Annotated in this window: 22 protein-coding genes; 9 read left to right on the top strand and 13 right to left on the bottom strand. The window is 70.3% G+C overall.

Annotated elements, in window-relative coordinates; all coding sequences use genetic code 11:
* Positions 1–228: 228 nt before the first annotated feature.
* Positions 229–1,440, bottom strand: a complete 1,212-nt coding sequence (locus ISU10_RS24160) for a DUF480 domain-containing protein (RefSeq protein WP_370865397.1) — start codon at positions 1,438–1,440, stop codon at positions 229–231.
* Between the two features lie 73 nt (positions 1,441–1,513).
* Between ISU10_RS24160 and ISU10_RS14410 the strand changes: the two genes are divergently transcribed.
* Positions 1,514–3,634, top strand: a complete 2,121-nt coding sequence (locus ISU10_RS14410) for a molybdopterin-dependent oxidoreductase (protein WP_194697107.1) — start codon at positions 1,514–1,516, stop codon at positions 3,632–3,634.
* Positions 3,631–4,539, top strand: a complete 909-nt coding sequence (locus tag ISU10_RS23865) for a GNAT family N-acetyltransferase (RefSeq protein ID WP_194697106.1) — start codon at positions 3,631–3,633, stop codon at positions 4,537–4,539. The genes ISU10_RS14410 and ISU10_RS23865 overlap by 4 nt, the downstream gene beginning before the upstream one ends.
* Here the strand turns inward: ISU10_RS23865 and ptsP are convergent.
* On the bottom strand, positions 4,536–6,209 hold the full coding sequence (ptsP, locus tag ISU10_RS14400) for a phosphoenolpyruvate--protein phosphotransferase (protein WP_194697105.1): 1,674 nt from the start codon (positions 6,207–6,209) through the stop codon (positions 4,536–4,538). The two genes, ISU10_RS23865 and ptsP, sit on opposite strands and share 4 nt — an antisense overlap.
* 148 nt (positions 6,210–6,357) lie before the next feature.
* On the opposite strand from ptsP, the gene ISU10_RS14395 reads away from it, so the two are divergent.
* Genes ISU10_RS14395 through ISU10_RS14380 form a run of 4 tightly spaced genes read left to right on the top strand, consistent with a single transcriptional unit; the run spans position 6,358 to position 10,495 of the window.
* On the top strand, positions 6,358–7,098 hold the full coding sequence (locus ISU10_RS14395; protein ID WP_228500917.1) for a DeoR/GlpR family DNA-binding transcription regulator: 741 nt from the start codon (positions 6,358–6,360) through the stop codon (positions 7,096–7,098).
* Positions 7,095–8,072, top strand: a complete 978-nt coding sequence (locus tag ISU10_RS14390; protein WP_194697103.1) for a 1-phosphofructokinase family hexose kinase — start codon at positions 7,095–7,097, stop codon at positions 8,070–8,072. Before ISU10_RS14395 ends, ISU10_RS14390 begins: the two co-directional genes overlap by 4 nt.
* A 4-nt stretch (positions 8,073–8,076) precedes the next feature.
* Positions 8,077–10,197, top strand: coding sequence for a PTS fructose transporter subunit IIABC (locus ISU10_RS14385; protein WP_194697102.1), 2,121 nt, complete (start codon positions 8,077–8,079; stop codon positions 10,195–10,197).
* Positions 10,198–10,237: 40 nt separating this feature from the next.
* Positions 10,238–10,495 carry an HPr family phosphocarrier protein gene (locus ISU10_RS14380; protein ID WP_194697101.1) on the top strand — a complete coding sequence of 86 codons (258 nt, stop codon included), beginning with the start codon at positions 10,238–10,240 and terminating at the stop codon, positions 10,493–10,495.
* A 72-nt stretch (positions 10,496–10,567) separates the two neighbouring features.
* Here ISU10_RS14380 and ISU10_RS14375 read toward each other — a convergent pair whose 3' ends face one another.
* The 8 genes from ISU10_RS14375 to rimP form a co-directional block, all read right to left on the bottom strand.
* A complete protein-coding gene (locus tag ISU10_RS14375) occupies positions 10,568–11,545 on the bottom strand; it encodes a hypothetical protein (RefSeq protein ID WP_194697100.1) in 978 nt (325 codons plus the stop codon).
* Entirely contained in the window at positions 11,545–12,504 is a 960-nt protein-coding gene (locus ISU10_RS14370) for a bifunctional riboflavin kinase/FAD synthetase (RefSeq protein ID WP_370865395.1), read from the bottom strand. The genes ISU10_RS14375 and ISU10_RS14370 overlap by 1 nt, the downstream gene beginning before the upstream one ends.
* Positions 12,505–12,518: 14 nt before the next feature.
* The gene (truB, locus tag ISU10_RS14365) at positions 12,519–13,382 is read right to left on the bottom strand and encodes a tRNA pseudouridine(55) synthase TruB (RefSeq protein WP_194697098.1); all 864 of its coding nucleotides are present in this window, start codon (positions 13,380–13,382) and stop codon (positions 12,519–12,521) included.
* Positions 13,379–13,870, bottom strand: a complete 492-nt coding sequence (gene rbfA, locus ISU10_RS14360) for a 30S ribosome-binding factor RbfA (RefSeq protein WP_194697097.1) — start codon at positions 13,868–13,870, stop codon at positions 13,379–13,381. Before rbfA ends, truB begins: the two co-directional genes overlap by 4 nt.
* 93 nt (positions 13,871–13,963) lie before the next feature.
* Positions 13,964–16,774 (bottom strand): translation initiation factor IF-2, encoded by a 2,811-nt coding sequence (infB, locus tag ISU10_RS14355; RefSeq protein WP_194697096.1) that lies wholly within the window; start codon positions 16,772–16,774, stop codon positions 13,964–13,966.
* Between the two features lie 89 nt (positions 16,775–16,863).
* Positions 16,864–17,190, bottom strand: a complete 327-nt coding sequence (locus ISU10_RS14350; protein ID WP_370865394.1) for a YlxR family protein — start codon at positions 17,188–17,190, stop codon at positions 16,864–16,866.
* Positions 17,191–17,340: 150 nt separating this feature from the next.
* Entirely contained in the window at positions 17,341–18,321 is a 981-nt protein-coding gene (gene nusA / locus ISU10_RS14345; RefSeq protein ID WP_194697095.1) for a transcription termination factor NusA, read from the bottom strand.
* Positions 18,321–18,854, bottom strand: a complete 534-nt coding sequence (rimP, locus tag ISU10_RS14340) for a ribosome maturation factor RimP (protein WP_370865393.1) — start codon at positions 18,852–18,854, stop codon at positions 18,321–18,323. The genes nusA and rimP overlap by 1 nt, the downstream gene beginning before the upstream one ends.
* An 82-nt stretch (positions 18,855–18,936) precedes the next feature.
* Here rimP and ISU10_RS14335 point away from each other — a divergent pair, with 82 nt between their 5' ends.
* Both ISU10_RS14335 and ISU10_RS14330 read left to right on the top strand, forming a co-directional pair.
* Positions 18,937–19,458 (top strand): hypothetical protein, encoded by a 522-nt coding sequence (locus ISU10_RS14335; protein ID WP_194697094.1) that lies wholly within the window; start codon positions 18,937–18,939, stop codon positions 19,456–19,458.
* A complete protein-coding gene (locus tag ISU10_RS14330) occupies positions 19,455–19,892 on the top strand; it encodes a ferritin-like domain-containing protein (RefSeq protein ID WP_194697093.1) in 438 nt (145 codons plus the stop codon). Before ISU10_RS14335 ends, ISU10_RS14330 begins: the two co-directional genes overlap by 4 nt.
* 316 nt (positions 19,893–20,208) lie before the next feature.
* Here the strand turns inward: ISU10_RS14330 and ISU10_RS14325 are convergent, their stop codons facing one another.
* The gene (locus ISU10_RS14325; protein WP_194697092.1) at positions 20,209–20,916 is read right to left on the bottom strand and encodes an HAD family hydrolase; all 708 of its coding nucleotides are present in this window, start codon (positions 20,914–20,916) and stop codon (positions 20,209–20,211) included.
* A gap of 46 nt (positions 20,917–20,962) precedes the next feature.
* Positions 20,963–21,550 carry a DUF6198 family protein gene (locus ISU10_RS14320; protein WP_194697091.1) on the bottom strand — a complete coding sequence of 196 codons (588 nt, stop codon included), beginning with the start codon at positions 21,548–21,550 and terminating at the stop codon, positions 20,963–20,965.
* Positions 21,551–21,637: 87 nt separating this feature from the next.
* Between ISU10_RS14320 and ISU10_RS14315 the strand changes: the two genes are divergently transcribed.
* Complete coding sequence (locus ISU10_RS14315) at positions 21,638–22,612, top strand: hypothetical protein (protein ID WP_194697090.1); 975 nt, start codon at positions 21,638–21,640, stop codon at positions 22,610–22,612.
* A 4-nt stretch (positions 22,613–22,616) separates the two neighbouring features.
* Here the strand turns inward: ISU10_RS14315 and ISU10_RS14310 are convergent, their stop codons facing one another.
* Complete coding sequence (locus ISU10_RS14310; RefSeq protein WP_194697089.1) at positions 22,617–22,985, bottom strand: DoxX family protein; 369 nt, start codon at positions 22,983–22,985, stop codon at positions 22,617–22,619.
* Between the last annotated feature and the right edge of the window lie 184 nt (positions 22,986–23,169).

The following is a 23,169-nucleotide window of genomic DNA, read 5'->3' as shown; positions in this document are numbered from 1 at the left end:
CCTGTTCACCCGGGCACTGGATTCCGCGGCCGTTGCACGGCATGCGTCCCCCAGACAGTTGCTGCTGGGGACAACGCTGAAGGCTATCAACGCGACCCCTCCGGCTCGAAATCCTGATGCGGGCAACCACAGCCCTCCCTACGGTGCCCGCATGGCTCTCACCCTCGCCGACGTCGACCCGCTCGGCTTCCGCCCGGTGGAACGACTGCTGGAGATGCAGCTGCGGCTCTAGGGGCGTCTGGCCAGCACGTAGAGACGCTCGGTCTCGACCTCGGCCCCGGTGTAGGGACCACGCAGGTACCACTCGACGTCGACGAGCCCGGCACCGCGCACCGCCGCGAGCACGTCGTCGAGGTCGTGGAGGACGAAGTCGAGGTCGACCTCGTGGCCGAGCAGCTCGCTCGTGTGGTGCACCGCTTCGCCCCTGTGGAGCGCCAGCGCCAGCCAGCCTCCCGGAGCGAGCACGCGGGCGAGGGAGGCGACCGAGGGCGACAGCTCAGAGTCGGCGAGGTGCACGAGGGCGTACCACGCCGTGATCGCGCCCCATCCGGCTGCAGCCGGCGGGCGTAGCAGGTTGCTGAAGCTCCCCGTCGAGAACGTCACGTCTGGAAAGCGGCCGCGGGCCTGGTCGACCATCGCCGGGGAGAGGTCCAGGCCGGTTACCTGCGCACCGGCACGGGCCAGGTAGGCGGCGACGTGGCCCGGTCCGGTGCCGACGTCGATGACCGGCAACGGACCTGCCAGCCCGGCCACGCGATCCAGCAGCCACCGGTCGAAGGGCTTGCGCTCCAGCTCGTCGCCCAGCTGGTCGGCGTACGACGAGGCGACGGCGTCATAGGCCGCCACCACCTTCGCGTCACGTGCGGCAGGTCCAGCGGCAAGCACGCTCTCGCGGTCGACGCCTGGCGTGGCAGCGGCAACCGGCTGGTCGACCGCGACGGGACCGAGCAGGTGGACCCATCGCCTGTCGTGCTGGCCGGGCCGGCGCTCGAGCTCGCGCACCAGCGGGGTGGGCAGCTGTGCCATCCGGCGCAGCACCGCCTCGACCTCCTCGCGGTCGGCGAACGCGTGCAGACGGTCGGTGCGCGTCTTGAGCTCGCCGGGCGCCTGCGGGCCGCGCAGGAGCAGGACGGTGACGAGCGCGCGCTCGTCGGGCTGCAAGGAGAGCCGCTCGTCGAGCAGCTGGTGGTACTTCAGCGTGCGCGGTCCCCGGTCGGCCCACACGATGCGCACCAGGCCACGCTCCTTGAGGCTCTTCATCCGCTCGAGGAGCAACGGCTCGTCGTAGTCGGTCACCGGGTCGCGGCTACTGGTCTGGTTGCAGGCGGTGCGCAACGCGTTGAGCGTCATCGGGTAGCTCGCCGGCACCGTCGTCTGCTTCTCCAGGAGGGCACCAAGCACGCGCTGGTCGACGGAGTCGAGGACGAGCTCATCGATCACGCGCACAGCCTACGAAGACCTCGTGCCCCGCGAGGGAAGTGAGCCTGTCGGCCGCCCGTGCAAGGATGACGGCGTGCCGACCAGGCTGGGTGTGTGCAACCTCTGCGAGGCCATCTGCGGCCTCGAGCTGACCATCGAGCGGGGCGTGGTGACCACCATCCGCGGCAACCCCGAGGACCCGCTGTCGCGCGGCTACATCTGCCCCAAGGGCGTGTCCCTGGGCGACGTCCACGCCGACCCCGATCGGCTCCGCAGTCCGGTGCGTCGCATCGGCACCGGGGCCGACGCCGAGTGGGTGGAGATCGGCTGGGACGAGGCCCTCGACCTCGTCGCTGACGGTCTGGCAAGAGCGGTCAACGAGCACGGCAGGGACGCGGTCGGCGTCTACCTCGGCAACCCCAACGCCCACTCTCTGGGCTCGGCCACCCACGGCATCGCGATGGTCAAGATGCTGCGCACCCGCAACCGCTTCAGCGCGTCCTCGGTCGACCAGATCCCCCACCAGCTGGTCGCCTGGCAGCTCTATGGCCACCAGCTGCTCCTCCCGATCCCCGACCTCGACCGCACGTCCTACTTCCTCGTCTTCGGCGCCAACCCGATGGCCTCCAACGGATCGCTGATGACCGTGCCCGACTTCCCCAACCGGCTGCGCGCGCTGAACGCCAGAGGCGGGCGGATGGTGGTCGTCGACCCGCGGCGCACCGAGACCGCCAAGGTCGCTGACGAGCACCTGTTCGTCCGGCCCGGGTCCGACGCGGTGGTCGTGCTGGCGATGGTGCGCACCCTGTTCGAGGAGGGGCTCACCCGCCCTGCTCCCTACGTCGACCGCGTCGAGCGGGTGCGCGAGCTGGTCGATCCGTTCACGCCCGAGGTCGCCGAGCAGGTCAGCGGCATCGCTGCCGACGACGTACGCCGCCTGACCCGCGAGCTCGCGGCCGCCGACGGCGGGGCTGCCTACGGTCGTATCGGCGTGTCGACCACAGGCTTCGGCTCCCTTGCCCAGTGGGGCATCCAGTGCCTCAACATCCTGGCCGGCAACTTCGACCAGCCGGGCGGCGTGCTGTTCACCGAGCCGGCGATCGACTTCGTGGCCCGACGGTTCGTCGGCACCGGTCACTACGACCTCTACCGCAGTCGCGTGCGCAACATCCCCGAGTACGCCGGGGAGCTGCCGGCAGCGGTGATGAGCGAGGAGATCGAGACCTCGGGTCCCGGGCAGATCAAGGCGATGCTGACCATCGCCGGGAACCCGGTCCTCTCGACGCCAGACGGCAAGCGCCTCGGCGATGCCTTCGACGGGCTCGACTTCATGGCGGCCATCGACATCTACCTCAACGAGACGACCCGCCACGCCGATGTGATCCTGCCGCCGACGACCGCGCTCGAGCGCGACCACTACGACATCGTCTTCCACGGCCTGGCGGTCCGCAACACCGCGCGCTGGACGCCGGCCCCTCTTCCGAAGCCCGCCGGCGCCCTGCACGACTGGGAGATCTACCGAGAGCTGGCGCTGCGCTTCCAGCGACGACTGGTCGACCGGCCGCGGTTGCGGACCCGGCTCAAGCAGCGTGCCCGGCTCACGCCGAGCCCGCGGCGGATCATCGCCGGGCTGCTGCGCACCAACGGCGTCGTGTCGTTCAAGGACCTGCTGCGACACCCCGAGGGCGTCGACCTCGGACCGTTGCGGCCCACCATGCCCGAGCGCCTCCAGACCAGCGACCACCGCATCGACCTGGCCCCGGACATCGTCGTCGCCGACCTGCCGCGACTCCAGGCGTGGGTCGACGACCGGCTGCGCGACTCGCCAGACGGCCTGGTCCTGATCGGCCGCCGGCACAAGCAGGACAACAACGCGTGGTTCCACAACATCGAGCGGGTCAACCGCGGGCGGCCGCGTCACCAGCTGCTGATGCACCCCGACGACCTGGCCGAGCGCGGGATCGCCGACGGCGACCAGGTCACGGTGACCTCGCGGGTCGGGGCAGTGACGGTCGACGTGCAGGCCACCGACGACATGATGCGCGGCGTGGTCTCGCTGCCCCACGGCTACGGTCACCAGGTCGACGGCGTGCGGCTGGCCCGGGCGAGCAAGCTGCCCGGCGTCTCGATCAACGACCTCACCGACCCCGACCTGCTCGACCTCTCGGGCAACGCAGCACTCAGCGGCGTACCCGTCACGGTGACACCGGCGTGATCTCCGCGGTGGAGCTGGCCGCCGACCAGCGCGCGGCGGTCCGCGCCATGATCGAGCGGCGCATCCTCGAGCGGCGACTTGCCGCGGGCATGCATCCGTCGCTGGCGGCGCGGGCAGCCGAGCGCATCTACGCCAACACGACCGACGACGAGAGCGCACGCACCCAGGCGTGGGCCCTACGCGACCTGATGACCGACCTCGGGACCGCCTGGACGCACGCCCGCGACCGCCGCGCCTATCTGGCAGACCTCGACGTGCCCGTCGAGCATGCACACGAGGCCCTCGTCGCCATCATGGCCGAGCTGGCCGGCCAGGAGCTCGAGCTGCTGGCTCTCGACCTGCCTGCAGGAGACGAGGTGGCGGCAGCGGCGATCGCCTCGACCCAGGCCGAGCTCCAGAGCACCCAGATGCAGCTCGACCTCGCCACCCCCGTCGAGAACCCCTTGCGTGTCGAGCTGCGGCCGATGACCGAGACCGAGTTCGCGGCCTACCGCGCGACGGCCGTCGAGGCCTACGCGCAAGACCTCTTCGACTCCGGCGCCTTCTTGGACCTCGAGTCCGCACTGGAGTCCGCCGCGACCCAGACCGCGCACCTGTTACCCGCTGGCCGCGACTCGCCCGGGCACCATCTGTGGACGGCGTACGACGGTCACGTCCCGGTCGGGATCCTCTGGATCTTCGCCGGTGGCGACGCCGCGTTCATCTACGACATCGAGGTCCGGACCGACCAGCGGCGGCTCGGCTACGGACGCGAGATCCTCGACGCCGGTGCGCTGGCAGCCGGGCGGCTCGGTGCCGAGGCGGTCGGCCTCAACGTGTTCGGACACAACGACGGCGCCCGCGCTCTCTACGAGACGGCCGGCTACGCCACCACCGAGCAGAGCTACCGGATCGACCTGGCCTAGCTCTCCGCCTCCGCGAGGGCGAGCACGGCGGCGCGGCCCGCAGCCGGGTCGCTCGCGGCGAGAGCGGCCTCGGCCATCGCCCGGCACTGGACCGTGGTCACCGTGGCCAGCCGCGCGCCGACGCCCTTGACCGCGGCCGCTGCCATCGACAGCGAGGTCACGCCCATGCCGACCAGGGCACAAGCCAGCAGCGGGTCGGCCGCGGCCTCGCCGCACACGCCCACGGACTTGCCGACCTGCTTGCCTGCCTCGGCCGTGATCGCGATCAGGTGCAGCACGGCCGGCTGCCAGGGGTCGGTGAGGTGAGCCAGGTCGGCAGCCATCCGGTCGGCGGCCATGGCGTACTGGGTGAGGTCGTTGGTGCCGATCGAGAGGAAGTCGACGACCTCCAGGAACCGGTGGGCGAGCAGGGCAGCGGAAGGTACCTCGACCATCACTCCCGCCTTGAGCCCGCGGGACCTGACCTGGTCGGCGAAGTCCTTGGCCTCGGCGACGGTGGCGACCATCGGCGCCATCACCCACGTCTCCGTGCCCGTGCGCCTGGCTGCCTCAGCGATGCCGTCGAGCTGGTGGTCGAGCAGCGCGGGGTTCCCCCACGACAGCCGCAGGCCCCGCACGCCGAGCGCAGGGTTCTCCTCGCCCTCCATGGTGGCGAACGCGACCGGCTTGTCGGAGCCGGCGTCGAGCGTGCGCACGACGACGTACTGACCCTCGCCGAACGGCGCGAGCACCTTGGCGTAGATCTCGGCCTGCTCCTCGACCGACGGCTCGTCTTGCCGGTCCAGGAAGCACAGCTCGGTGCGGAACAGGCCCACGCCCTCGATGGGCTGCTTGACTGCCTTCTCGGCGGACGCACCGTCGGCGACGTTGGCGAGCAGCTTGACGGGGGCGCCGTCCTTGGTGCGACCGGGACCCTCCCAGGACGCCAGGGCCGCCCGCTGCTCGCGGTCGGAGGCCACGCGCCGGTCGGCCTCGTCGGGGTCGGGCTCGGTCTCGATGGTGCCGGCGGTGCCGTCGACGAGCAGCCGCGTCCCGTTGGCGATGTCGAGTGCGCCAGGGGTGCCGACCACGCACGGGATGGCGAGCTGGCGGGCGATGATCGCGGTGTGGCTGGTCGGGCCGCCCTTCTCGGTGACCAGCGCGTGCACGATCTGCGGGTCGAGGCCCGCGGTGTCCGCCGGCGCGAGGTCCTCGGCGACCAGCACGACCGGGGTGTCGGGCAGCGAGACGCCGGGCTCCGGCTCGCCGACCAGGTGTGCGACGACGCGGCGCTCGATGTCGCGCAGGTCGGTCGCCCGCTCGGCCATCAGCCCACCCATGCTGGTGAAGACGGCGACGAACTGCTCGACCGCGGCGTGGACCGAGCCGACGATCGGTGTGCCGGCGGCGAGGTTCTTCCTCACCGCACCCCGCAGGCCCTTGTCACGGGCCAGACCGGCGCTCGCGGTCAGCACCTCGGCGGCCGCACCGCTGGCCCTGGCAGCCTTGGCGGCGAACCGGTCGGCGACCGTCTGCACCGCCACGTCGTAGGCTTCGAGCGCGGCGTCGGGATCGGCGAACCCGCCGTCGCCGAACCTCGCGATGGCCTCCGGGTCGACCTCCCCGCGGACTCGGAGCGCGGGAGCGTGTGCGACACCCGGGACGACGGGGGTGCCCGAAAGTTGGGTCATGACCGCATTCAACTCCGCGCCTCCTTGACAGTCAACATATTCGGGCGTAGAACAACATAAACACAGATCAAATCCCACATATCGCCGACGTCGTCGCCGGTCATCCCATCCGGAGGAGCCCGTGTATGCAGCGGAGCGCCAGCAGGCGATGACCCAACTCGTCCGCGAACGCGGCCGGATCTCGGTCGTGGAGCTCGCCCAGGAGTACGCCGTCACGACCGAGACCGTGCGTCGCGACCTGTCCGTCCTCGAGGACCGCAACCTCATCCGTCGCGTGCACGGAGGCGCCATCCCAGCGGACGCACTCACCCTGATCGAGGCCGGGCTCCCCGACCGCGACGTCGCGCGCATCGAGCAGAAGCAACGCATCGCGGCGGCCGCTGTCGAACTGCTGCCGCGAGCCGACTCCACGGTCATCCTCGACGCCGGCAGCACGACGGTGCGGTTGAGCCGGATGCTGCCCACCAACCTGCGGATGACGGTCGTCACCCATGCCGTGCCGATCGCGGCCCAGCTGGCCGGCTCACCGCAGATCGAGCTGCACCTGCTGCCCGGCAGGGTCCGTCGCCACACCCACGCCGCCGTCGGGCCCGAGACCGTCGAGGCGCTCGACTCGATCCGGGCCGACCTGGCCTTCGTGGGGACCAACGGCCTCACCGTCGAGCACGGCCTGTCCACTCCCGACCGCACCGAAGCCGCGGTCAAGCGCGCGATCGTCGAACGATCGCGCAGGGTGGTCGTGCTCGCCGACTCGAGCAAGGTCGGCGTCGAGCGCACCATCAAGTTCGCCGAGCTGTCCAGTGTCGACACTCTCGTCACCGACAAGGAGATCGCAACCCATGACCGCAGGGCCATCGAACGCGTCGGTGTCGAGGTGATCACCGTATGAGCGACCGGCAGGCGGGCAAGATCGTCACGCTCACCCCCAACCCGAGCAACGACCGCACCGTCACCCTCGCCGGCCCACTCGTGCGCGGCGCCGTCCAGCGGCTCCTGTCGGTGACCATCCAGGCCGGCGGCAAGGGGGTGAACATCTCGCGCGCCGCGATGTCAGCAGGTCTCGAGACCGAGGCAGTCTTCCCGGCCCGACCCGAGGACCCGTTCGTCACCGAGCTCGAGTCGGCAGGCATCCGCTGCTACCCCGCGCCGCCAGCCGGCGACGTACGCATCAATCTGGCGATCACCGAGCCCGACGGCACCACCACCAAGCTCAACAGCCCCGGCGCCACCGTGACCTCCGCACACCTCGACGACCTCGCAGCCGCGCTGCTCGACCGGGCGGCCAGTGCGACCTGGGTCGTGCTGGCCGGATCGCTGCCACCCGGCGCCCCCGATGCGTGGTACGCCGAGCTCGTGCAGGCCCTGCGCAGCACCCAGGCGCAGGTCGCGGTCGACACCAGCGAAGGACCGTTGTCCGCCCTCGTGGCTGCGCTCCCGTCAGCCGCTCCCGACCTGATGAAGCCCAACGGGTCCGAGCTCGCGTCGTTCGTGGGCGGCGACGAGGACGCCTACGAGGCCGACCCGGCCTTGGCTGCCGCTGCGGCGCGCCAGCTCGTCGACAAGGGAGTGGGCGCCGTCCTGGTCACCTTGGGTGGCGCGGGCGCCTGCCTGGTCACCGCCGATGGCGCGTGGCACGCGACGCCCCCGCCGATCCAGGTGGTCAGCACGGTGGGCGCCGGAGACTCGAGCCTGTTCGGCTACCTGCTGGGCGACGTACGCGGCGGCTCGCCGGCCGAGCGCCTGACCCTCGCGGTCGCCTACGGAAGCGCTGCGGCCTCCCTTCCGGGCACTACCATCCCGGGACCTTCGGACACGTCCCCCGGACAGGTACTAGTGAAGTCCATCACACAGGGCCAGTCTTAGGACCATGCCCCAGATGATCACGGAAGACCTGGTCCGCCTCGATGCCGACCTCGGGTCCGACAAGCACGAAGTCATTCGTGCCTTGGCGGGCATCGTCGGCGACGCCGGCCGGGCGACCGATGTGACACAGCTGGCCGATGACGCGCTCGCCCGTGAGGCGACCGCGGCCACCGGCCTGAACGGTGGGATCGCAATCCCCCACTGCCGAAGCGCCGGGGTGGACACCCCGACCCTCGCCTTCGCGCGTCTCTCCCCTACCGTCGACTTCGGCGCCAAGGACGGCCCCGCCGACCTGGCGTTCCTGATAGCCGCGCCGGCCGGCGGCGACGCGTCCCACCTCAAGCTGCTCGCCAAGCTGGCCAGGGCCCTGGTGAAGAAGGAGTTCACCGACAGCTTGCGGGCAGCCAGCACGCCTGCACAGGTCGTGGACCTGGTCGCCGGCGTGGTGGGCGAGGAACCCCCGACCGCGGCACCGACCGCGGCACCGGCCCCACCGCCCGCCGCCGCAGCACCCGCCGCAGAGGCGGCTCACACGCCTCCGCCTCCAGCGGCGGCTCCCTCCGGCGACAAGCCCTCGCTGGTCGCCGTCACGGCCTGCCCGACCGGCATCGCCCATACCTACATGGCCGCCGAGGCCCTGGAGGCCGCTGCCGAGCGCGCGGGCATCACGATGCACGTCGAGACCCAGGGCTCCGCAGGCTCGACGCCACTGCCGCGCGAGACCATCGCCGCGGCCGGGGCAGTCATCTTCGCCGTCGACGTCGGCGTGCGTGACCGGGCGCGCTTCGGGGGCAAGCCCGTGGTGCAGTCCGGCGTCAAGCGTCCGATCGACGACGCTGACGCGATGATCGCCGAGGCCGTCCGCTACGCCTCGGACCCCAACGCACCTCGCGTCGAGGGCGCCGCCGGAGGTGCTGACGTCGGTGGCTCGGCGGGGGCAGCGGAGTCGTGGGGTGGGCGCGTACGCCGCATCCTGATGACCGGTGTGTCCTACATGATCCCGTTCGTCGCCGCGGGTGGTCTGCTGATCGCCTTGAGCTTCCTGTTCGGCGGCTACGAGATCGTGGGGCCGTTCGGCGAGATCGCCGCGCACAACTCGATCTTCAACCTCCCCGACGTCGATGCGTCCGGACTCGAGCACGCCCTGTTCGGGTCGAGCTTCTTCGCCTACCTCGGCGCGATCTTCTTCATCATCGGCAAGACCGCCTTCGCCTTCTTCGTGCCTGCCCTGGCCGGCTACATCGCCTACGCGATCGCCGACCGGCCCGGCATCGCGCCGGGCTTCGTGATGGGCGGGCTGGCGGCCAACATCGGCGGGTTCGTCGACGCCGACGGCAACGGCCTGCCGGCCACGGGCTTCCTCGGCGCCATCGTCGGCGGAGTTCTCGCCGGCATCATCGCCAAGTGGATCACCGGCTGGAAGGTGCCTACCTGGGCTCGTGGGCTGATGCCGGTGCTCGTGATCCCCTTACTGACCAGCATCCTGGCCGGCCTGGTCATGCTCGTCGTGCTCGGTCGTCCGATCTCGTGGTTGATGGACAAGCTGACCAACGGGCTCAACGACATGAGCGGCTCGAGCGCGGTGCTGCTCGGCATCGTCCTCGGCCTGATGATGGCCTTCGACATGGGTGGGCCACTCAACAAGGTCGCCTACAGCTTCGCCGCGGCCGGCGTCGGTGCCGCGGCCACGGCAGCGCCCGACGACCCCCGCCTCAAGATCATGGCGGCGGTCATGCTCGCCGGCATGGTGCCGCCGATCGCCCTGGCGCTGGCGACCGTCGTACGTCCGCACCTGTTCAACGTTCCCGAACGCGAGAACGGCAAGGCAGGCTGGCTGCTCGGCGCCTCGTTCATCACCGAGGGAGCCATCCCGTTCGCTGCGGCCGATCCGCTGCGGGTCATCCCGTCGATCATGATCGGCAGCGCCGTGACCGGCGCCCTGTCGGAGGCTCTGGACGTCGCCGTCAGAGCCCCACACGGCGGGATCTTCGTGCTGTTCGCCGTACACAACGTCTTCGGCTACATCTTCGCGCTGGTCGTCGGCGTGGCCGTCGGGGCGGTCGCGGTGATCGCTGCCAAGACGATCTGGCCGGCCAACGACGAGGACATCGCGGTCCTCGCCTGACGCAGCTGGCTCAACCACCCATCACCAGAGAAGGAGCACCATGCCCACCAAGACCGTCGTCGTCGGTTCCGCCGTCGGCCTCCACGCCCGTCCTGCAGCGATCATCTCGGAAGCCGCCGGCGAGCTGGACACCGAGGTGACGTTGGCCATCCCCGGGGGCGACCCCGTCGACGCCAGCTCGGCGCTGATGATCATGACGCTCGGCGCGGGCAACGGTGACACCGTCGAGGTCAGCTCCGACGACCAGGATGCGGTCGACAAGATCGCTGCCCTCGTCGAGCAGGACCTCGACGCCTGATCTACCTGGCGGGGGTACTCCCGTGCAGTTGACGGTGCGACACGCCGAGCGTGACCCGTCAACTGCACGGGACTACCCCTTCGTACGCCGCAGCTCCCGGTAGCAGATCCGGGCGACCACGACGCGGGCCAGCTCGCGCATGATCTTGTCGAAGAACTGCTGGCGGTAGGTGTTGTCGGTGACGGCGTACACCGTGAAATAGAGGCCGCTGAAGGCCGCCAGGAAGATCGAGACCCGGGCCAGCTCGCGGCTGACGAGGTGCTGACCCAACGGGTAGGACGGCGGGACGGTGATCCACGACTCGATGACCTGGTCGTTGATCGCCACCATCCCGAAGACGGCGAAGAACCCGAACACCGCCACCGCGAGGAGCAGCACCTGCACCGCCTGGGCGACCAGCAGCACCAGCACGAGGTTGGCCTTCTGCAGCCCGGTGACCTCGGCCTCGGCCTGGAGGTCGTGGCCCTCGGCCACGAGTCGCTGAGCGGTGTCGGCCAGCGGGGTGTCGGCAGTGACCTCGAGGAAGGTCTCCACGGAGATGTCGTCGTCGAACTGGTCGAGCTCCTCGTCGAGCCGCACCAGCAAGAACCCCGTGGCCGCCAGGCCGAAGAACAGCACAGCGCCCCAGATCACCCCCGCGCCCATGAAGTGGGTGACCTGCCAGACCTCGGTGTTGATGAACAGGAACGTCACGAAGAGCAACAACATCGGCAGCGCTCGCGTCGCCAGGGGAAAGAGCAGTCCGAGGCTCGCGAACGCCCGCTTGAGCGCCCACACGGCGATCACGTGCATACGCAGCGCGAACAAGGCGTACGCCGTCACCACGACCACTGCGAGCCACGCACCCGCCGCGAAACCGAACGACCCAGAGCTCGCCGGGATGCCGACAGCGAGCCCGGAGGCGAGACCGATCAACGAGGCGACCAGCAGCACCAGGACCACACGCGGCCGCGACAGTCGGCGCGCCACCTCGGCACGCACGTCGTCGACGAAGTAGGGAAGCCCGTGCTCGAGGAACCAGGTCTCCGCACTGCGAGCCGGGTCGGCCATCAGGCCGCCAGCAGGTCGCGCGCGCGAGTGACGTCGTCCTTCATCTGGGTCACCAGCTCATCGACCGAGTCGAAGCGCACCATGCCACGCAGCCTCTCGACGAACTCGACCTCCACCTCGACGTCGTAGAGGTCGAGCCAGTCCTCGGGGTCGTCGTGGTCGAGCACGTAGGACTCCACGCGCCGCTCCCGCTGCCCGTCGAAGGTCGGGTTGGTGCCGACGCTGATCGCCGCGGGGAAGCGCTCGCCGGTGTCGAGCCGACGCAGCCACCCGGCGTACACGCCATCGGCCGGCACCGTCGAGGGGCGCGAACCCGGGTCGCCCACGGGCACGTTGGCGGTCGGGAACCCCAGCTCGCGTCCCCGCTGGTCACCTCGGACCACGACCCCGCGCACGGTGACGGGACGCCCGAGTGCCTCGGCCGCACCGGCGACGTCACCGGCGGCCAGGCAGGTGCGTACGTAGGTCGACGACCACACCATGGGGCCTGCGTCGAGCGCGATGCCGTCGGTCGTGAAGTCGCGGGACAGTCCGGCCTCGGTCAACATGGCCACATCGCCGGCCGCCCGGTGGCCGAACCGGAAGTTGGCGCCGACGACGACGCCGGAGGCATGCAGCAGGTCAACCAGGATGCGGTCGACGAACTCCTCCGGCGACCAACCGGCCACCTCGCGGGTGAAGGGCAGTGCGAGCACGGCGTCCGCACCGGCCTGACCCAGCAGCCGGGCGCGGTCCTCGATCGAGGTCAGGGTGGTCGGCGCGTGGTCTGGACGGAGTACGGCCATCGGGTGCGGGTCGAACGTCACGGCCACCACCTTCAGCCCACGCTCATCGCCGATCTCACGGGCCCTGGCGACCACGTGGCGGTGGCCACGGTGCACGCCGTCGAAGTTGCCGATCACCACGACGGTGCGGCCGAGGCCGGCCGGGACCTCGGCGGTCGAGCGCCAGAGCTGCACGGACCGAAGACTAGTCATCCGACGAACACCGCGACCGCACGAGCCCGGCCCTCGCGCGGCTCGTAGAGGGCCAGGAACTCGCCCGCGGGGTCGAACACGGCGGTGAGCTCGCGCAGGTCGACGTCGAGGGTGCGGCCGACGCGTACGTCGGCAGCCTGGCGGTCGGTGAGGTCGAGCGCCGCGAAGGATGCCCGGGCCGCCTCCGCGATCGGCACCAGCGCGAACTCGGCCGCCAACGCCTCCAGCGTGTGGGCCTGCGCCACCTCGAACGGACCGACGGCCGTGCGTCGTAACGAGGTGAGGTGACCTCCCACGCCGAGAGCCACACCGAGGTCACGGGCGATGGCCCGCACGTAGGTGCCGCTCGAGCAGCGCACGGAGATGTCGAGGTCGGTCACCTCTGCGATGCGAACCTCGTGCACGACGAGGTCGTGGATGGTGACGGTACGGGGCTCGAGCTCCACGTCCTCCCCCGCCCGCACCCGCGCATAGGCGCGCTGCCCGTCCACCTTGATGGCCGACACCGCCGACGGCACCTGCGCAATGGTCCCGGCGAACCGGGCCGCGGCGGCTCGCACCTGGGCCACGTCGAGGTCGTGGGCCGACCTCGCGGCGACCACCTCACCCTCGGCGTCGTCGGTCGTGGTGGTGACCCCGAGCCGCACGGTGGCGTCGTAGGCCTTCTCGGTCAGCATCAGGTGACCGAGCAGCCGGGTGGCGCGCTCGACGCCGAGCACCAGGACGCCCGTCGCCATCGGGTCCAGGGTGCCGGCGTGGCCGACCTTGCGGGTGCCGGCCAGCCGTCGTACGCGCGCCACCACGTCGTGGGAGGTGATGCCAGCGGGCTTGTCGACGACGACCAGACCGGACGTAGTCACGTGTCCTGAGGAGCCGAGGGACCAGGCGTCTCGAAGGGCTCCTCGTCGTCGTCCTCCAGCTCGCGCGGCTTCTTGTAGGGGTCCTCCTCGCCGGCGTACGCCGCTCCAGCCCGCGCCGCCTCGACCTCGGCGTCTGACGCCTTGGCCGCGGCTAGGACCTCCTCGAGGTGGCGGGCCGCCTCGGGGATCTCGTCGGGGACGAAGGTCAGCGAAGGGGCGTGACGCATGCCCAGCTGCTTGGCCACCTCCGAACGGAGCAGGCCCTTGGCCGACTCGAGGGCGGCAGCCGTGCTGGCGTAGTCGCCGGTAGCCGAGTCTGGTTCGCTCAGCACCGTGTAGAAGATCGTCGCCTGCTGGGAGTCACCCGTCAGGCGTACGTCGGTGATGGTGATGAAGCCCAGTCGCGGGTCCTTGATCCGCCGCTCCAGCATCTCCGCCACGATCACCTGGATCCGGTCGGCGATCTTGCGCACCCGGGGATTGCTCATGTCTCTCCTCGTGCGCCGAATCGGCGCAGTTAGCCTCCACGTCGATGTCGAGTCGGCGCAGTCTGCTGGGCAGACTGCGCCGACTCGGCGGGGTCAGCCGCGCGGGATCTCCCGCATCTCGAAGGCCTCGACGATGTCGCCTTCCTTGATGTCTTGGAAGTTGCGCAGCACCAGACCGCACTCGAAGCCCTCGCGCACCTCGGACGCGTCGTCCTTCTCGCGCTTGAGCGAGGCGAGGTCGAGGTTGTTGGCCACCACGGCACCGTCTCGGATGACGCGGACCTTGGCATTGCGGCGGATGACTCCGTCGATGACCATGCAGCCGGCGATGTTGCCGACCTTGGACGAGCGGAAGATCGCGCGGATCTCCGCCTGGCCGAGTGTCGACTCCTCGAACTCCGGCTTGAGCATGCCCTTCAGGGCGGCCTCGATCTCGTCGATCGCCTGGTAGATCACCGTGTAGTAGCGGATCTCCACGCCCTCGCGATCGGCCAGCTCGGTCGCCTTGCCCTGGGGGCGGACGTTGAAGCCGATGATGATCGCGTCGGACGCGGCTGCCAGGTCGACGTTGGTCTCGGTGATCGCACCGACACCGCGGTCGATGACGCGCAGCGACACCTCGTCGCCCACGTCGATCTTGGCCAGCGCATCCTCGAGTGCCTCGACCGAACCCGACACGTCGCCCTTGAGGATGAGGTTGAGCTCCTGGCTCTCGCCCTTCTCCATGGAGGCCATGAAGTCCTCGAGCGTGCGGCGGACGCGGTAGCGGGCCTGGTTGGCGGCACGCTCACGGGCCTCACGCTTCTCGGCGATCTGGCGGGCCATCCGGTCGTCCTCGACGACGATGAAGTTCTGCCCGGCGCCGGGGACGGCCGACAGACCCAGCACCATCGCGGGGCGCGAGGGGTCGGCCTGCTCGATCGGGTCGCCGTGCTCGTCGATCATCGCGCGGACCCGGCCGTGGGCCGGACCGGCGACGATCGAGTCGCCGACCCGCAGGGTGCCGCGCTGCACGAGCACGGTCGCCACGGGACCACGACCCTTGTCGAGGTGCGCCTCGATGACCAGACCCTGGGCGTCCTGCGTCGGGTTGGCACGCAGGTCCAGCGACGCGTCGGCCGTCAGCACGATCGCCTCGAGCAGCTTGTCGAGGTTGAGCTCGGACTTGGCCGAGACGTCGACGAACATCGAGTCGCCGCCGTACTCCTCGGGCACCAGGCCGTACTCGGTGAGCTGACCGCGGACCTTGGTCGGGTCTGCGTCAGGCTTGTCGATCTTGTTGACCGCGACGACGATGGGTACGCCGGCGGCCTTGGCGTGGTTGAGCGCCTCCACCGTCTGCGGCATCACTCCGTCGTCGGCCGCCACCACGAGGACCGCGATGTCGGAGGACTTCGAGCCACGAGCACGCATGGCGGTGAACGCCTCGTGACCCGGGGTGTCGATGAAGGTGATGCGGCGGTCGTTGCCGTCGACCTCGGTCGCGACCTGGTAGGCGCCGATGTGCTGGGTGATGCCACCGGCCTCCTTGTCGACGACGTTGGCGTTGCGCAGTGCGTCGAGGAGCTTGGTCTTGCCGTGGTCGACGTGACCCATGACGGTCACGACCGGCGGTCGGATGACCAGGTCGCTCTCGTCGCCCTCGTCCTCACCGAACTCGAGGTCGAAGGACTCCAGCAGCTCGCGGTCCTCGTCCTCGGGCGAGACGATCTGGACGACGTAGTTGAGCTCCTCGCCGATCAGCTCGAGGGTCTCGGCGTTGACCGACTCGGTGGCCGTGACCATCTCGCCGAGCGAGAACAGCATCTGCACCAAAGCGGCCGCGTCGACGCCGATCTTCTCCGCGAAGTCGGTCAGCGAGGCGCCGCGAGCAAGGCGAACGGTCTCGCCGTTGCCCTTGCGGACGCGCACGCCACCGATCGTCGGCGCCTCCATCTGCTCGAACTCCTGGCGGCGTGCGCGCTTGGACTTGCGACCGCGACGCGACGGACCACCCGGTCGCCCGAAGGCGCCCTGGGTCTGGCCGCGACCACCACGGCCCTGGCCGGGACGGCCACCGCCACTGGGGCCGAAGCCACCGCCGCCACCACCGGGACCGCCACGGCCGGGCGCACCTGCGCCGGCACCTGCGCGACCCGGAGCACCGGGACGCCCAGGGGCGCCACCGCGTCCGGGGCCACCTGCGCCACGGCCGCCTGGGCCCGCGCCGAAGGCGGCCGGGGACTTGGGCATCATCGCCGGGTTGGGGCGAGGCATGCCGGGGCGACCCTCGCCACGACCGGCCGGAGGACGCGGCGGACGCTGCTCGTCGCTGACCTCGCGCTCGGGGCCGGGCGCCGGACGGCGACCCATGCCCTGGCTGGAGGCGAACGGGTTGTTGCCGGGACGCGGCGTACCGCTCGGCTTGCCGACCGGCCGCGGGGCCGGGGCCTTGGGACGAGCACCGGTGGTGCCGGTCTCGTCGGCATCGGTGGCAGCCGGAGCCGGAGCCTCCGTGGCCGGCGCAGCCTCCGCGGCGGCAGGCGCCTCAGGCGTGCTCGGTCGCGGGCCGGGCCGCGGAGCGGCCTTCGCCGCCGGGGCCTCGGCAGCCGGAGCGGCAGGCGCGGCGGGCTCAGCCGGAGTCGGGGGTGCGGACACTGCCGGCGCGGCCGCGGGGGCCGTGGCGGCGGGCTTCTCCGCAGGCGGTGCGGTAGGCGGTGCGGCAGGCGGGGCAGCGGGCGCTGCGGCGGCCTTGGAGGCCAGCAACGCATCGCCGTACTGCTTCTTGAACTTCATCTCGACGGGAAGCTCGATCGTCGAGGAAGGCGACTTGACGAACTCGCCCATCTCCTTCAGCTTCTCGAGCACTTCCTTGCTCTCGATGCCGTAGGTCTTGGCGAGCTCATGAACTCGGGTCTTGGCCACTTCTCTCCTTCTGGCCGCCGACCCGGTTCAGGGTTCAGCGACCGTTATTGCAGATGTGCGGGGCTCATTGCGAAGTACTCATCGAGTGCTCATGAGCTGCTGCTCCAGTTTCTGTCGGTCGTGTCGGTGCTGGTGTCGAGGTGCTCGCGCAGGGGGGCGACGGTGAGTCCCTCCTGGACCCGCAGGGCCCGGCTGAACGCTCGCCGTCTGACCGCCTGGTCGAGGCACTCGGTCGTGGGGTGCAGGTGCGCCCCTCGTCCAGGTGCCACGCCGGCCGGATCAGGACACACGGCCGGTTGACCGTCTGCTCCTGCGCCGGCGACCACGCGCAACAACTCGCTCTTGGCAGCTCGCTGGCGGCAACCGATGCAGGTCCGGACAGGTCCGGGGGCAGGGGTCAACGACGGGTGAGCCACTTCGGGGGAGTCTAGCCGTACTCGTGTTCCGGACCGAAACCCCACGTGCGGAGGTCTCGTCAGCACCGGGTTTCGACGCGCTCGTGCGACCTAGTTCCTCGGTCGCGTCGCTTGCTCAGCCTGGCCCGACCGACGCGGTTGGTTCGTTCCTCACGAACCGCTGTCGGTCTCATCATCGGAGCGGATGTCGATGCGCCAGCCGGTGAGCCGCGCGGCCAGGCGGGCGTTCTGGCCCTCCTTGCCGATGGCCAGGGACAGCTGGAAGTCGGGCACGATGACCCGGGCGGACCTGGCGTCGGCGTCGATGACCTGTACTTCGGTCACCCGGGCCGGCGACAAGGCGTGGGCCACCATCTCCGCAGGGTCGTCGGACCAGTCGACGATGTCGATCTTCTCGCCGTGCAGCTCCGACATGACGTTGCGCACGCGTTGGCCCATCGGGCCGATGCAGGCGCCTTTGGCGTTGACGCCCGACTGGGTAGTGCGTACCGCGATCTTGGTGCGGTGGCCGGCCTCGCGTGCGATCGCGGCGATCTCGACGATGCCGTCGGCGATCTCCGGGACCTCGAGCGCGAACAGCTTCTTGACGAGGTTGGGGTGGGACCGCGAGAGGGTGACCTGTGGCCCGCGCATGCCCTTGCGCACCGAGATGACCAGGCACTTGATGCGGGCCCCGTGCTCGTAGCGCTCCCCTGGCGCCCGCTCCCCCATCGGCAGCAGGGCCTCGAGCTTGCCGAGGTCGACCATCACGTCGTCGGGGTTGCGCCCCTGCTGGATGACGCCCGAGACGATGTCGCCCTCCTTGCCGGAGAACTCGCCGTAGCGGATGTCGTCCTCGGCGTCGCGCAGCCGCTGCAGCATGATCTGCTTGGCCGTCGTCGCAGCGATCCGGCCGAATCCGTCGGGCGTGTCGTCGTACTCGCCGACGACGTTGCCCTCGTCGTCGACCTCCGAGGCCAGCACGGTCACGTGACCCGACTTGCGGTCGAGCTGCACCCGTGCTTGCTCCACCGCGCCGGGCGTCTTGTGGTAGGCCGTCAGCAACGCCTGCTCGATCGCTTCGACGAGCACGTCGAAGGAGATCTCCTTCTCCCGCTCCAGCATCCGCAGGATGCTCAGGTCGATGTCCATCACGCCTCCTTGTCGTCGGTGGGCTCGTCGCTCTGCGCGTGCTTGCGGTTGAACTCGACCTGAACCAACGCCTTGGCGACCTGGTCGTAGGCGAGGACTCGCGGCTGCCCGGAGACGTCGAGGGTCACGGCCTCCTCGCCACTCTCGCCGATCCGACCCGTGAGTCTCTCGCCATCGTTCGTGGTGACCGCGACGAGGCGGTCGTGGTTGCGGCGCCAGTGGCGCGGCAAGGTCAGGGGTCGGTCGACGCCGCGCGAGGTGACCTCCAGCGTGTAGGGCGCCTCCCCCATGGCCTCGGAGTCGTCGAGTGCCTGCGACACCTGACGGGTGGCCTCGGCGATGTCGTCGAGGGTGACGCCGCCGTCTCGGTCGACGGCCACTCGGAGGACGCGGCGCTTGCCGGCGGGAGTCAGCTCGACCGCCTCGAGATCGAGCCCGAGGGCACCAAGGGGATCGGCGATGGCAGCGCTGATGCGGTCGCGCGTGGCCGCATTCGCTGACCCGACGGTCCCGGGGTTGTTTCCTGGGCTCACGGGCGCTGACCTCCTGTGCTGTTGTCGACCACCCACGATAGCGGCCCGGTCCGCGCCGGGAGCCAGCCGTTAGGGTCAGGCCGTGAGGAGCACTCGGCGCGCGGCCCTGACAACCGCAGGCGTCGCGACGCTCAGCCTGGCCGGCTGCTCCCGGCAGGGCCAGCGCTCGACCTCCTCACCCACTTCCACCGCCGGCTCGACCGCCTCGGCCACCTCCACGTCCTCGGCTGACCCCGGCTCCCAGCCGAGCCAGGCGGATCCCGACCTGAAGGCTCTCGACCGGGCCCACGCGCTCAGCGCGGTCCTGCTGGCCGACCTCCGGGTCTCGCGCCCGGCGATCGACACTGGTGGGCGCCTGGCTCGCATCCACGCCGACCACCTCGAAGCGATCCGGACATCAGCGCCCGACACCACCGAGACCCCGTTTCCGACCCCCGGGCGTCGCCTCACGGCCGGGCGGTTGCGCGCCCGCGAGCTGGCCGCCCAGAAGGAGCTGGCCCGGCTGGCCAGGAGCGCGCAGAGCGGTGCCGTGGCGCGGTTGCTGGCGAGCATGTCCGCGGGTATCGCCGCTGGCCTCGTGCCTCGCGGCGGGGTGCCGCGTTGACCACCACCGAGACCGTCGAGGCGTTGCAGACGGCGCTCGCGGCAGAGCATGCCGCGCTCTTCGTCTACGGCAGCCTGGGTGCACAGACGTCTGAGTCTGCGACCCCGCACGTGTTCGCCGAGGTCGTCGACGCCTACAGCACCCACCGGGCGTGGCGGGACCTGCTGACCACGCGGCTGCGCGAGGAGGGCGTCGAGCCGGTGCCGGCTGCACCGACCTACGAGCTGCCGGACATCCCCGCCAACGTGATCGGTGTGGTCAAGGCTGCGTGCGACCTGGAGGCTCGCTGTTGCGAGACCTACGCCTACGTCGTGGCCAACACCGTGGGCCAGGACCGCAGCTGGGCGATCCAGGCGCTCACTCGAGCCGCGGTGCGACAGACCGCCCTCGGCCTCCCGCCCGGCTCGTGGCCAGGGGCCTCGGACCTCGGGTGACCTGCGAGCTGTCGACCGGAGACCTGAGCAGGCGAGCTGGGCAGGAGAGGTTCGACAAAGGCAATGGCCCGCGGTCTTCCGGTGCCGAGGAACTCCCGAGACATTCCCCGACACCGGAAGCCCGCGGGCCGATGGGTGCCCGGACTTGGGAACTTCAGTCCTGCTTGCCCTGACTTCCAACTGTCGGCATGCCGGCCCGGGATGTGGGGGTGGACCGGATCGCCTGTGCAAGATCATGCAACGGGACGGCCGCTCGCCGGTATCGATCCGCGCCTCATGTTTGTGCAGTGCACAAACATGCAGGCAGTCTCCGCCTTCACCAGTCAGCGACGACGTCCACGATCTCGATGAGGTGGTGCACCACGGCGTCGGGTACTCCGAGCGAGTGGCCGACCTGCGCCGCAGGGATGTTGCTCAACGGGACGTGGATGGCTCTCATGCCGGAGTTCTGTGCGCCCCAGACGTCGTCGAAGAGTCGGTCACCCACGTAGACGCACCGGGACAGGTCGCTCAGGCCGACGGCCCGCGCGGCCGCGCTGAACGCCTCCGGAGCGGGCTTGGTCCACGGGATCTCCGAGGTGTAGACATCGCCGTCGATGAGGTCGAGGACCCCGTCGCGCTCGAAGAAGCCCCGGTGCCAGGCCCGCGGCCACACCGTGTTGGACAAGACGCCCACCTTGATGCCCCGAGCCCGCAAGGCCTCGAAGAGCGGTCCGGCCTGGGGATCGGTGGCGGTGTGCGGGAGCCAGAAGTCGTAGTAGGCCCGCAGCAGCTCGGGGTCATGGGTCAGTCCCGCCTCGTCGAACAGGTCGTCCAGGGTGGAGCTGCGCTGCTCTTCACGTGCCCTGCCCCACACGGTCGCGTTGGCCTCGTGGAGGCGGGGGGCGAGCGTGGCCAGGTCCACGGGCTCGTCGGCGGACTGCACGACGGCCTGCGCCAGTGCCAGCGACTCCTCGTGGAAGTCGACGTCGTGCCACCTGGTCAAGGTGCCGCCCCAGTCGAAGATCACCGCGTCCACCGCCACAGGCGTCAAGGTAGTCGCCCCGGTGGTCGACCCGGTGGTCGACCGGTCAGCCCGACTGGTGCACGTCCATGCGCAGCACACGGCTGGCCAGGTCGATGAGCGGACCGAGGGCGAGCACCACGCCAACCGTGCCGACCCCGACGGTCGCGCCGAGGAGCCAGCCGCCGAGGGCACCTCCGCCCTGGACCAGGCTGTAGCTCCATCGGAACCGCACCGGCGGGTCCCAGGCCAGCGCGGCCGCCTCGGCCGGGCCGGCTCCGGTGTCACTGCCGAGGTAGGCCGCGATGCCGAGCGCCAGCACAGGGAAGGCAAGCACCAGCAGGGCAGCCCTCCCCCACGTCGGGTCCGGGGTCGACCAGAGGTCGAGCAGTGCCGAGATGACGACGCCGACGACGACGACCTGGGTGATCGTGCCCAGGCCCGGACGCACGCGTCGCGCCGCCGCCAAGCCCACGAGGATCGAGCCCACCACGATGTTCATCACCCAGAAGGAGACGCCCACCGTCATCGCCAGCCCGTTGACGAACGTCGAGTAGCCGTCGGAGCCGAGGTCGGCCGTCAGCAACATGGCCACGCCGAGGCCCAGGACCACGCAGCCGGCCAGGAGCAGGCCGACCCTCGGCAGATCTGGCATGCCCAAGACGCTACAAGTGTGGTGGGGTAAGCAGTGGGACGTGCCCGTCCCACTGCTCACCAACGGGGAAACGAGGAGATTGACCGGATGCGCAGACTGCTGACCACAACGACGGCGCTGCTGGCACTCGCTGCACCGATGATGGCCGCCGCGCCGGCGCTCGCCGCACCGGTGCAGGTGACGATCAAGCCGGCGGCCCTCCCACGGGGTCCCAACGAAGCCGGTCCCCACCTGGATGGCAAGACCATCCACGACGGCACCATCAAGGTGACGGTCAACGCCGGGCGCGTGCTGCTCTACGGCAAGTGGAACCAGTCCTACATCGTGGCGACCGGGAACAAGCTGTGGGGAAACACCAAGCTGGTGCGGGTCGCGAAGACCGGCAACACCAAGGTCCTCGTCGCCGGCATCGACCCGTTCAACGCCAAGCTGGACGCCGTTGCCGGCCAGGTGGCCTACTCCTACGGCGACACCACGCAGAAGCCGACGATCGGGATCTATGACCTCGTGCAGAAGCAGGAGATCATCTCGCGATCGTTCGCCTCGACCCCGAGGCTGCTCGACTTCGACCTGGGCCGGGTGATCGCGTCGTTCTGGACCTTCACGATCAAGACAGTCACGTGGGACACCGTCATCGACACCGTCGCCAAGGTGAACTCCAAGCGCAGCAACTACGCGAGCATCGCGCACGGCCTGATCGGCTACTACGACAAGGACCCACAGGCGGGTGGCTGCCAGGTTCTCACCCACCTCGGCACGCAGTCCGACCGGCTCTGGACCAGCTGCAAGGAGCGGATCGAGGCCGGCTCTCCTGACGGCCGACGCTTCGCCACCATCCCGCTGCTCACCGATGGTCTGGGCGCCGCCGACATCGTGGTGCGCAAAGCAGGTGGCGTGGCGGTCGCCCACTACCGGATCAACGGCTACTTCGGCCGGATCTGGTGGGAGACCAACACCAAGCTGCTGATGCAGGCCAACGGCACCGCCAAGGCGGCGGTCGTTCGGTGCAAGGTCGCCGACTGCAACCGCGCGACGGCGCTGTCGCCCACTCCCGACCTCTGAGCTCTCAGCCGGTGGTCCGGGCCGCTCGCAAGGCGGCCCGGATCATCGGCCACTGGAGCGGCAGCCGGGCATAGGCGATCGCCTTGAAGCGTGTACTGCGGGACCGTCGTGCGTCGTCAGCCATCTTGAGGTTGCCCGGGAACACGACTACCAGCAGGGCTGCCGCGGCGTACGACGCCAGGCGACGCGTGCGCGGCTGGAGCATCCCGGCCGCGCACACCAGCTCGGCCACCCCGCTGCCGTAGATCACCTCGCGGTGGGCAGGCACGAAGTCCGGCATCAACGGCTCGTAGGTCTCGGGCCGCAGCAGGTGCACCGTCCCGCTCACAGCCAGGACGCCGACGACGACCTTGGCATCCCAGGGCAACGGCATGGGTCGAGCCTAGGGATGCTGGTTTCGAGACGGTCGCTGCGCGACCTCCTCAACCAACCGACGAGTCGCCGGTTGAGGTGCGAGCCGAGACGGTCGCTGCGCGACCTCCTCAACCAACCGACGAGTCGCCGGTTGAGGTGCGAGCCGAGACGGTCGCTGCGCGACCTCCTCAACCAACCGACGA

It is taken from the genome of Nocardioides agariphilus (genome assembly GCF_015352445.1).
Taxonomy (GTDB): domain Bacteria; phylum Actinomycetota; class Actinomycetes; order Propionibacteriales; family Nocardioidaceae; genus Nocardioides; species Nocardioides agariphilus.
Note: the sequence above shows the minus strand (reverse complement) of the source record. Positions and strands in the feature narration are given on the sequence as shown.